This window comes from Streptomyces sp. NPDC037421 (assembly GCF_055602105.1).
The window spans coordinates 1-9,051 of record NZ_JBVJWV010000024.1 but is presented as its reverse complement, the minus strand read 5'-3'; the positions used below and the strand labels follow the sequence as shown (position 1 = coordinate 9,051).

Annotated in this window: 10 protein-coding genes; 9 read left to right on the top strand and 1 reads right to left on the bottom strand. The window is 76.0% G+C overall.

The annotated features are described in order from the left end of the window. Positions 1–132: 132 nt before the first annotated feature. Entirely contained in the window at positions 133–828 is a 696-nt protein-coding gene (locus ACZ7IF_RS27860) for an ABC transporter ATP-binding protein (protein ID WP_470976623.1), read from the top strand. A gap of 11 nt (positions 829–839) precedes the next feature. Here the strand turns inward: ACZ7IF_RS27860 and ACZ7IF_RS27855 are convergent, their stop codons facing one another. Continuing rightward, complete coding sequence (locus ACZ7IF_RS27855) at positions 840–1,448, bottom strand: response regulator transcription factor (RefSeq protein WP_470976620.1); 609 nt, start codon at positions 1,446–1,448, stop codon at positions 840–842. A gap of 530 nt (positions 1,449–1,978) precedes the next feature. On the opposite strand from ACZ7IF_RS27855, the gene ACZ7IF_RS27850 reads away from it, so the two are divergent. From ACZ7IF_RS27850 to bla, 8 genes are all read left to right on the top strand, one after another. Next, positions 1,979–2,500 (top strand): MarR family winged helix-turn-helix transcriptional regulator, encoded by a 522-nt coding sequence (locus tag ACZ7IF_RS27850; RefSeq protein WP_470976618.1) that lies wholly within the window; start codon positions 1,979–1,981, stop codon positions 2,498–2,500. 118 nt (positions 2,501–2,618) lie between these two features. Continuing rightward, positions 2,619–3,074 (top strand): hypothetical protein, encoded by a 456-nt coding sequence (locus ACZ7IF_RS27845; protein WP_470976615.1) that lies wholly within the window; start codon positions 2,619–2,621, stop codon positions 3,072–3,074. Then, a complete protein-coding gene (locus ACZ7IF_RS27840) occupies positions 3,071–3,937 on the top strand; it encodes an NmrA family NAD(P)-binding protein (RefSeq protein ID WP_470976611.1) in 867 nt (288 codons plus the stop codon). Before ACZ7IF_RS27845 ends, ACZ7IF_RS27840 begins: the two co-directional genes overlap by 4 nt. A 185-nt stretch (positions 3,938–4,122) precedes the next feature. Further along, entirely contained in the window at positions 4,123–5,517 is a 1,395-nt protein-coding gene (locus ACZ7IF_RS27835) for an autotransporter outer membrane beta-barrel domain-containing protein (RefSeq protein WP_470976608.1), read from the top strand. 190 nt (positions 5,518–5,707) lie between these two features. Beyond that, positions 5,708–6,337, top strand: coding sequence for an ankyrin repeat domain-containing protein (locus ACZ7IF_RS27830; protein ID WP_470976606.1), 630 nt, complete (start codon positions 5,708–5,710; stop codon positions 6,335–6,337). Continuing rightward, positions 6,334–7,458 carry a YncE family protein gene (locus ACZ7IF_RS27825; protein WP_470976603.1) on the top strand — a complete coding sequence of 375 codons (1,125 nt, stop codon included), beginning with the start codon at positions 6,334–6,336 and terminating at the stop codon, positions 7,456–7,458. The genes ACZ7IF_RS27830 and ACZ7IF_RS27825 overlap by 4 nt, the downstream gene beginning before the upstream one ends. 54 nt (positions 7,459–7,512) lie before the next feature. Further along, positions 7,513–7,896: a hypothetical protein gene (locus ACZ7IF_RS27820; RefSeq protein WP_470976600.1), complete on the top strand. Its 384-nt coding sequence runs from the start codon at positions 7,513–7,515 to the stop codon at positions 7,894–7,896. A gap of 31 nt (positions 7,897–7,927) precedes the next feature. After that, a complete protein-coding gene (bla, locus tag ACZ7IF_RS27815; protein ID WP_470976597.1) occupies positions 7,928–8,833 on the top strand; it encodes a class A beta-lactamase in 906 nt (301 codons plus the stop codon). Positions 8,834–9,051: the final 218 nt, after the last annotated feature.

Genomic DNA, 9,051 nt, shown 5'->3' with positions numbered 1-9,051 from the left:
CCCCCCCCCCCCCCCTCCCCCTTCCCCCCCCTCCCCCCCCCCCCCCGCCCCCCCCCCCCCCCGCTCCCCCCCCCCCCCCCCCTCCCCCCCCCCCCCCCCCCCGGCGGCGGTCTGGCCGCCGAGCTGCGGCAGGTGCGCTTCGCGTACGGGGCCCACGCCCTGCCGGTGATCGACGGTCTCGACCTGGCCCTGCGCGAGGGGGAGCACCTCGCCGTCGTCGGGCCGAGCGGTATCGGCAAGTCCACGCTCACCGCGCTGCTGGCCGGGCTCCACCCGCCCGGCCGGGGCACCGTACTGCTGGCCGGCGCCCCGGCCTGGCGCGGGCCCGCGCGGGGTCCCGATCCCCGGCGGACCCTGCTGCCGCAGCAGGCGTACGTGTTCACGGGCTCCGTCCGCGAGAACCTGACGCACCTGTGCCCGGGGCCGGTGCCCGGGGCACGGCTGGACGCGGCCGTGGCGGCCCTCGGGGCGGGCGGCCTCGTCGAGCGGCTGGGCGGGCCTGACGCGCCGTTGGACCCGGCCGGGCTCTCGCAGGGCGAGCGGCAGCTGCTGGCCCTGGTGGCCGCCTGCCTGTCGCCCGCTCCGCTGCTGCTGCTCGACGAGGCCACCTGCCACCTCGATCCGCCGGCCGAGGAGCGCGCCGAGCGGGCGCTCGCCGACCGCCCCGGCACCCTGGTCGTCGTGGCCCACCGGATCTCCTCCGCGGCCCGGGCCGACCGGGTCCTCGTACTCGACGGGAGCCGTGCGGTCTGCGGCACGCACGCGGACCTCCCGGGCAGGTCGGCGCTGTACCGGGAGCTGGTGGGGGTCTGGAACGCGCGGGTGTGAACGGGCCGTTCTCAGACCCAGCCGGCCCGCCGGGAGATCCGGATGGCGTCTATCCGGTTGCGGGCGCCGATCTTGCGGGTGGCGGCGGCCATGTAGTTGCGTACGGTTCCGCTGGCGAGGTGCAGGGCGTGCGCGATCTCCAAGATGGAATCGCCCTCCGCGGCCCGGGCCAGCACGGTCAGTTCGCGCGGGCTGAGCGGCATGGGGTCGGCCTCCAGGAAGGCCGAGGCGAGGGAGGGGTCGACGAACCGCTCTCCGGCGGCGACCTTGCGGATGGCCCGGACGAGCCGGCCGGGCGATCCGTCCTTGTCCACGTAGCCGCGCGCCGCGGCGCGGACTCCGCGTTGCAGGGAGCCGGGTGCTCCCGACGTGGCGAGCACCAGCAGCGGGGCGGGCGGCCCGTCGAGCGGGCGGGAGGTCCCCGCCCGGGCCTCCAGGGTGGCCGACGCACCCGGACAGTCGAGGTCGACGACGGTCACGTCCGGCCGTAAGGACTCCGCCTCGCGCGCCGCGGACCGCCAGCCGGCGCACGTGACGTCGAACCCGCCCTCGGATCTCAGCAGGGCGGCGAGCCCGGACCTCACGAGGCTGACGCTGTGCAGGACGAGGACCTTGGTCATCGGGGCTCTCCTCGGGTGGTGATCAACGGGCACCAAGCGGGTGCCCAGCAACCACCGGGTAGGAACGTCCGCGTCCGCGGCGCAGGGAGGCGCGTGGCCGAAGCCCGGCACCCGGGCGACGGCCCGCGCGGGCGGCCGCACCCGCGCCACGCTCGACGTGTGCGTCCGCGGCGCCGGGGCACGCGCGTCGGCGGGGCGAAGCGGTAGGGCTGATTCCGGGCGCCTTCCGCGTGGCGCGGGGTCCGCACCACCACACCCGGCCGACCGAGGTGTTCCCCGTGCGGGTGGCCTCGCCGTGGTACCGCCGGGCACCGTCCACGCCTTCGGCGCCGCCCCGCGGCAGGCGGCGGAGCCGCTCGCCCTCCCGGCTCCGGGCGTGGGCCGCTTCGGGTGCTTCCGGGCCGTGGGGCGGGTCCGGCGGGGCGAGGAGCCCGTCGAGGTCCTCGGCGAGCAGCACCGCGGCGACTTCCGCTTCGGCGCGGACCCTTCATCACTTGACCGGCAATCCGATTAGCCGCCATACTTCTTTCGTGATCCAGCATCCCGGCAGCGGGCCCACCGCGCCCACCCTCGACCAGGCCCGCCGCCAGATCGCCCGCTACGGCCTCGCGGCCGACCCGCAGGCGGTCCTGGTCGCGGCGCGGCTGATGGCGGCCGGCGCCCGGATCGGGCAGGCCGGCGAGGTGCACTTCGGCCGCTTCGGCCTCTCCACCGGCCGGTACCGGCTGCTGGCCGACCTGGAGGACCACGGCGGCGAGAAGTCGCCCTCCCAGCTCGCGGCGAGCCTCGGCGTCTCCCGGGCGACGGTGACCGGACTGGTCGACGGCCTGGAGCGGGAGGGGCTGGTGGCCCGCCGGCCGTCCACCGAGGACGGGCGCGGCAACGTGGTGATCCTCACCGCGCGCGGCGCCGACAAGCTGCGCGACCTGGCGCCGGAGCACTTCAGCCGGATGCAGGGGCTGGTCGGCGGCCTCTCCCCCGAGGAGCGCACCACCTTCCTCGACCTGCTCGCCCGGGTGGTCGCGGGCATCGACTCGCTCACCGGGGACTGACGCCGGCGCAGGCGGGCCGCCAGAAGGCGGTCCGCCTCTTCTTCCACCCAATACTTAGTTACCTAATCATGTTCACCCAAGCCATTAGCTCCCTAAGCACCTCCTGAGAGGACGACCCATGACGAGCGAGAAGGCTCCCGGCGCTCCCCCTCCGCCCGCCCTGTGGCACGAGGTCCTGGCGGCCTACGCCATGCCCGCCGTGACGGCCGGGCTCGCAGGGGCCGCCACCGGGCAGCCGCAACTGGCGGCCGCGGCGCTCACCACCATCGGCGGCACCTCCGCCCTGGTGGCCGCCATCCTCGGCGCGACCCTGCGGCGCGGGCCCGTGCGCACCCGGGCCGCCCGGACCCCCCGCGCGCTCGCGGCCGCCGGCCTGGGTCTGGCCGCCGCGGCGCTCGGCCTGGCCGCCGGCCTCGCCGCCGCCCACTGGCTGCCGCAGGTCCCCGCCCTCGCCGACAGCCCCTGGCCGGGCCGGCTGCCGGTCGACCTGCCGGTCTCCGCGGCGATCGCGGCCGCCATCACCACCTGGCGCCGGCTCCCCACCGCACCCCGGCCCGAAAGGCAGACGGCGTGATCGTCATCATGGGCGCCGCCGGCGCCACCGGCGGGGCCGCCCTGCGCAGCCTCGCGGCCCTCGGCGTACCCAGCCGAGCCCTGAGCCGTGACCCCGCCCGCCTGGCCGCCGGGCTCGACGGGCGCACCCTCGCCCGTACCGAGGTCCTCGCGGCCGACGCCGGCGGCCCGGAATCACTGCGGGCGGCCTTCCGGGGCGCCCGCCGGATCTTCCTCACCATGGCCAACGGCCCGCACCAGGTCCGGTACGAGCTGAACGCCGTCGAGGCGGCCGCCGACTGCGGCGTGGGGCACATCGTCAAGGTGTCCGCGCCCGCCGCGGAGCCGGACTCCCCCGTCGCCGTCTCCCGCGGCCACCACCTGGTCGAGGAGCGGCTGAGATCCTGCGGCATCACCGCCACCGTCCTGCGCCCGTACGCGTTCATGCAGAAGCTGCTGCTCCTGGCACCCGGCATCGCCGCCGCCGGAGTGGTCCACGGCGCCATGGGCGGGGCGCGGTGCAACTACGTGGACGTCCGGGACATCGGGGACGCCGCGGCCGCGGTCCTCACCCACCCGGAGCCGGCGGGCGGCGCGTACCCGCTCACCGGAGGGCGGGCCTACAGCCACCCGGAACTCACCGCGCTGCTCGGCGAGCTGCTCGGACGGCCGGTCCGCTACCTCGACCTGAGCCCCTCCGAGCTGCACGCCCACCTGGTCGGCCGCGCCGGGATGCCGCAGTGGCTGGCCACCCACGTGGTGGAGATCCAGCAGCTCGCGGTGGTCCGCGAGGAGACCCCGGACGACGCCTTCCTCCGTCTCACCGGACGTGCCCCGCGCACTCTGGAGGCATTCCTCCGGGAGAACCTGCACCGGTTCCGCTGACCGGGGGTCAGCACGGCGGGCGGACCCACCCGTTCGCCGGGCTTCGTGATCCGTACGGGCTGTCCGGGCGCCCGTACGGATCACGCCGGGGAGCCGACCACCCGTGTCCGTGGTCGGCTGGGCCCGGCCGGTCACGCTCCCCGCTCGCCGGCCGTACCCCGCAGTCGCAGAAGGAGGAACCCCCGATGTTCCGTCGGCATGTCCCGGCCGTCCTCGGCCTCGTCGCGGGCGCGCTGGTGGCCGTCCCGGCCCAGGCCGCGCACGCCGCCACCGTGCAGGTTCGCTGCTCGGTCCCGGATCTCGTCGCGGCGATCAACGCCGCGAACGGCACACCGGGCCGGGACACGCTCCAGCTCGCGCGCGGGTGCACGTACAAGCTGAGGGCACCGGACCCCGTGCACCCGGGCAACGGGCTGCCGGTGATCACCAGTGACATCACCATCGACGGGCGCGGGGCCACGATCGAGCGGGACGCGCACGGCAAGAAGGTGCCGAAGTTCCGGATCATCTACGTCGAGAACACGGGCAACCTCACGCTGACCCGGACGACGATCAGCGGCGGCTACGCCACGGACTGCCCCGCCTTTCCCGACGCCGTGGGCGCGGCCTGCGGCGGCGGCATCTCCAACAACGGAACGATGGAGATCACCCGCAGCAAGTTCACCGGCAACACGTCCGCGTCCCGCCTCTTCGCCCAGGGCGGCGCCATCGACAGCCCCGGCCGCGCCGGAAGCGTCAGCAAGACCGAGGTGAGCGGGAACCACGTCGTCTACGACGGGACGGCGCCCGGCGGGCTCGCCGCGGGCGGCGCCATCTCCAACGACGGTCCGCTGACCGTCGCCGGCTCCAGGCTCACCGGGAACACCGCGACGGTCACCGCGGACACCAACAGCACCGCCTTCGGCTCCGCCGTCATCAGCTTCTTCGGGACGACCATCACGGACACCGTCATCAGCGAGAACCGCGCCTTCGCCGAGAAGGGAACCGCGCGTGCCGCGGTGGCCAACGGCATTCCGGAAGAATTCGGGAAACTGACCGTGACCGGCGGGGCCATCCGCGACAACGTCTCGGACGCGCCGCACGGTGTGGCCCAGGGCGGCGGCATCGCGAACAACGCCCTGATGACCGTCAGCGGGGTGAAGATCAGCGGCAACCGGGTGGTCGCCAAGGGCGGCACCGCGCGCGGGGGCGGCGTCCGCATGGGCCCCGTCGGCACGCTCGAACTGACGGACAGCCGCATCACCGGCAACACCGCCGAGGCACCGGACGGCACCGCACAGGGCGGCGGCATCGACAACCCCGACGGCGGCACCCTGACGGCCACGGGCAACGAGATCCTCCGCAACACGGTCACCGCGAAGAACGGCACCGCGCAGGGCGGCGGCCTCTACCACGCGGGAGGGGAGACGGGGCTGGGCACGACCACGCTGGAGCGGAACACCATCACCCACAACCGGGCGGGCGACGGCGGCGGGATCTTCAAGGCGTCCGGCCTGCTCACCCTGAGCGGTGACGTGGTCCGCGACAACCGGCCGAACAACTGCGCCCCGTCCGGCGCGGTCCCGGGCTGCACCGGCTGAGGAACCACCCGGCCGTCGCGGGTGTCCGGCCGTCGCTGCGGCCCGGTCGTCGCGGCGGCCGGGCCCTCGTAGCGGACGCCGGGGCGGGACGGATCAGCCGATCGGATGACGGACGGGTCGGCCGGGCGGGCGGCACGGGAGGGACGGCGGGCGGACCGCCCGCGGTGGCGGGCCGGGCCACGATGGAGGCATGAACCCGCACGACCGACTGCTGCTCGACGCCGCCAAGGCCGGGGACACCGACGCGGTGCGCGCCGCGCTCGCCGCCGGCGCCGACCCGGAGACCCGCGACGAAGACCTCCGCACACCGCTGCTGCTCGCGGTGCTCGGCGACCACCTCCAGGTGGCCGAGGTCCTGGTGGCCGCCGGCTCCGACCCCAACGCCCCGGACTCCCGCGCCGACAGCCCCTGGCTGGTCACCGGCGTCACCGGCAGCGTCCGCATGATGCGGGCCCTGCTCCCGGCCGGGGCCGATCTGACGCAGCGCAACCGGTTCGGCGGGATCTCCCTCATCCCGGCCGCCGAGCGCGGGCACGTCGGATACGTACGGGCCGTGCTGGCGGAGACGGAGATCCGCGTCGACCACGTCAACCGGCTCGGCTGGACCGCCCTGCTGGAGGCGGTGATCCTCGGCGACGGCGGCTTCCGCCACGAGGAGGTCGTCCGGCTGCTGCTCGCAGCCGGAGCGGACCCGTGGCTCGCCGACTCCAAGGGGGTGACGGCGTACGAGCACGCGGTGCGGCGCGGCTTCGACGGCCTGGCCCGGCTCCTGCGGGCGGCGCAGGACCGGTCGGGCGGCGACGGCCGGAGCGCGCGGTGAGCCGCCGGGCCCGTACCCGGGCGCTGCTCGTGGCCGTCCCGGCCGTCCTCGCGCTGCTGGGCGGCTGCACCACGGCCGGGGCGGAGGGCGGCGCGGGCCGTGCCGCCGCCCCGGCCGCTCCGAGCGGAACCCCGCTGCCCGCCGGCCGCCCCACCCCCGAAGGGACCCTGCTCGTCGCCGACTTCGGTGCCGACACCGTCACCTTCGTCGACCCCCGGCGCGGCCCGGTCGGGTCCGTCGCGGTCGGCACCGCGCCGTACGGGCTGGCCGTCGGCCCGGACGGGCTCGCCTGGGTGGCCACCGCCGAGGGCGTTGCGGTGGTCGACACCCGCACCCGCACCCGTGTGGCCCGGATCCCGTACACGACCGGTACGGGCCCGGCCGGCACCGGCGAGTACCGGGGCGGCGGCATGGGCATCGCCCTCTCGCCGGACGGCTCACGCGTCTACGTGGGGGTCAACGTCCCCGGCGGCCGGGGCGTGCTCGAAGTGATCGGCACCGCCGCCCGCGAGGTCACGGCGACGGTGCCGGTGGGCCGCCGCCCCTTCGACGTGGACGTCGCCCGCGACGGCGGCGAGGTGTACGTGACCGGCCACGACTCCTTCGACGTCACGGTGGTCGCGGCGGACACCCTCGCCCAGCGCCGCATCGAGGTCGCCCCCTACGGCACCGGGGGCGGGCTCGCGTCCTGGCTCAAGCCGCACTACGCGGTCGTACGTCCCGGCGACGGCCGGCTGCTGCTGCCGTTCGAGGGGGAGCGGCTGGCCGTGGTGGACCCGCGCAGCGGCGCGGTCACGGTGGAGCCGATGACGGCCGACACCCACCAGCACGGAACCGCCCTCACGGCCGACGGCCGCCTCCTCGTCGTCGGCACCGGCGCCGTGGAGGAGGGCGAGGGCCCCTCGCTCACCGTGCGGTCGCCCGGCGGCGACGAGCGCGTGTACCCGCTGGACGGCCCGCACGAGGACGTCGCGGTGTCCCGCGACGGCCGGACGGCGTACGTCACCGGCGGCTACACGCGGGACGGTTACTGGAACGGGCTGACCGTCGTCGACCTCGCCGACGGCACCAGCCGGCGGCTCCCCGCCGGCGCCCGCCCGCTCGGCATCGCCGTCCTCTAGGCCGTCAGCGCGTCGCGTCGGCGCCCGGGCCGCCGGTCCCGCTAACGTCTGGGCATGGTGCCGCCGGACGAGATCTACTACGTCGACCACTCGGACATCCTTCCGGGCCGTCTCGACGACGTGAAGGCCGCCATGCGCGAGCTGGCGGCCTTCGTCGAGACGGTCGAACCGCAGCTGGCGGCCTACCACTTCTACGTCGACCGGGCCGGATCCACCATGACCGTGGTGGCCGTCCATCCCGACGCGGCCTCGCTGGAGCTCCACCTGGACCTCGGCGGACCCAAGTTCCGGGCCTTCGTCCCGCTGATCCGGATGCGCTCCATCGACGTGTACGGCGACCCGGGCCCCGCTGTCATGGACCGCCTCCGCGCCAAGGCCGCCCTCCTCGGCGACGGCACCGTCACCGCGCACACCGCGGTCGCCGGCTTCACCCGCTGACGGCCGCGACCGGTACCTGGAGGGAGTACGCATGGACCCCGCTCGGCGCCGGGTGCTCGGCGGGGCGGCGGCCGCGACCGCCGTGGCCGCCGTCCTGCCCGCCGGCGGCCGGGCCTTCGCCCAGGGCCCGGAGGAGCACGGGGTCACCGGCCGGCTGCGGGCGCTCGAACGGGCCCGCTCGGCACGGCTGGGGGTCTTCGCCCGTGACACTGCCACCGGGAGGACGGTCCGGTACCGCGCGGACGAGCCGTTCCCCATGTGCTCGACCTTCAAGACGGTCGCCGTGGCCGCGGTGCTGCGGGACCTCGACCGGGACGGCGAGTTCCTCGGGAAGCGCATCCGCTACACGTCGCGGGACGTCGCGCGGTCGGGCTACGCGCCGGTCACGGGTTCGTCCGAGAACCTCGAACGCGGCATGACCGGCGCGGAGCTGTGCGCGGCGGCCATCTGCCACAGCGACAACGCCGCCGCCAATCTCCTGCTGCGCGAGCTCGGGGGCCCGGCTGCGGTCACCCGTTTCTGCCGGTCCGTCGGTGACCGGGTGACCCGGCTCGACCGCTGGGAGCCCGAACTGAACTCCGCGGAACCGGGAAGGACGACCGACACCACGACCCCGCGTGCCATCGCCCGCACCTTCGCCCGGCTCACCGTCGGGAGCGCGCTCGCCGCCGCCGACCGCCGGCGGCTGACCGGGTGGCTGCTGGGCAGTACCACCGGCGGCAACCGCCTGCGCACCGGGCTGCCGCAGGGGTGGGGCCTCGCCGAGAAGACCGGTACCGGCCGCTACGGCACCACCAACGACGTGGGCATCGCCTGGCCGCCCGGCCGGGGCCCGATCACGATCGCTGTGCTCTCCACCAAGCACGAGGCCGCAGCACCGCCCGATGAGCCGCTGATCGCCGACGTGGGCGCGCTGCTGGCGGCGGTCTTGACGTGACCGCCGGGCGTGCCGCGGCCGGAGGGGCCCGAAGCACTGGTCCGGACGCGCCCGGTGCGGGGGATCCGTGTCCGCCGACCGGCCGCGGCGGCGTGTGTCGCGGGCCCGGGGGCGCGGCCGGGTGCTAAGGGCTGTCTGACAAATGACATCTGGCTGGTTCGCGGAGCCAGAGGATCAGGGAGGCCAGGACAACTCCGGCGCGGTAGCGGTCGGCGAGC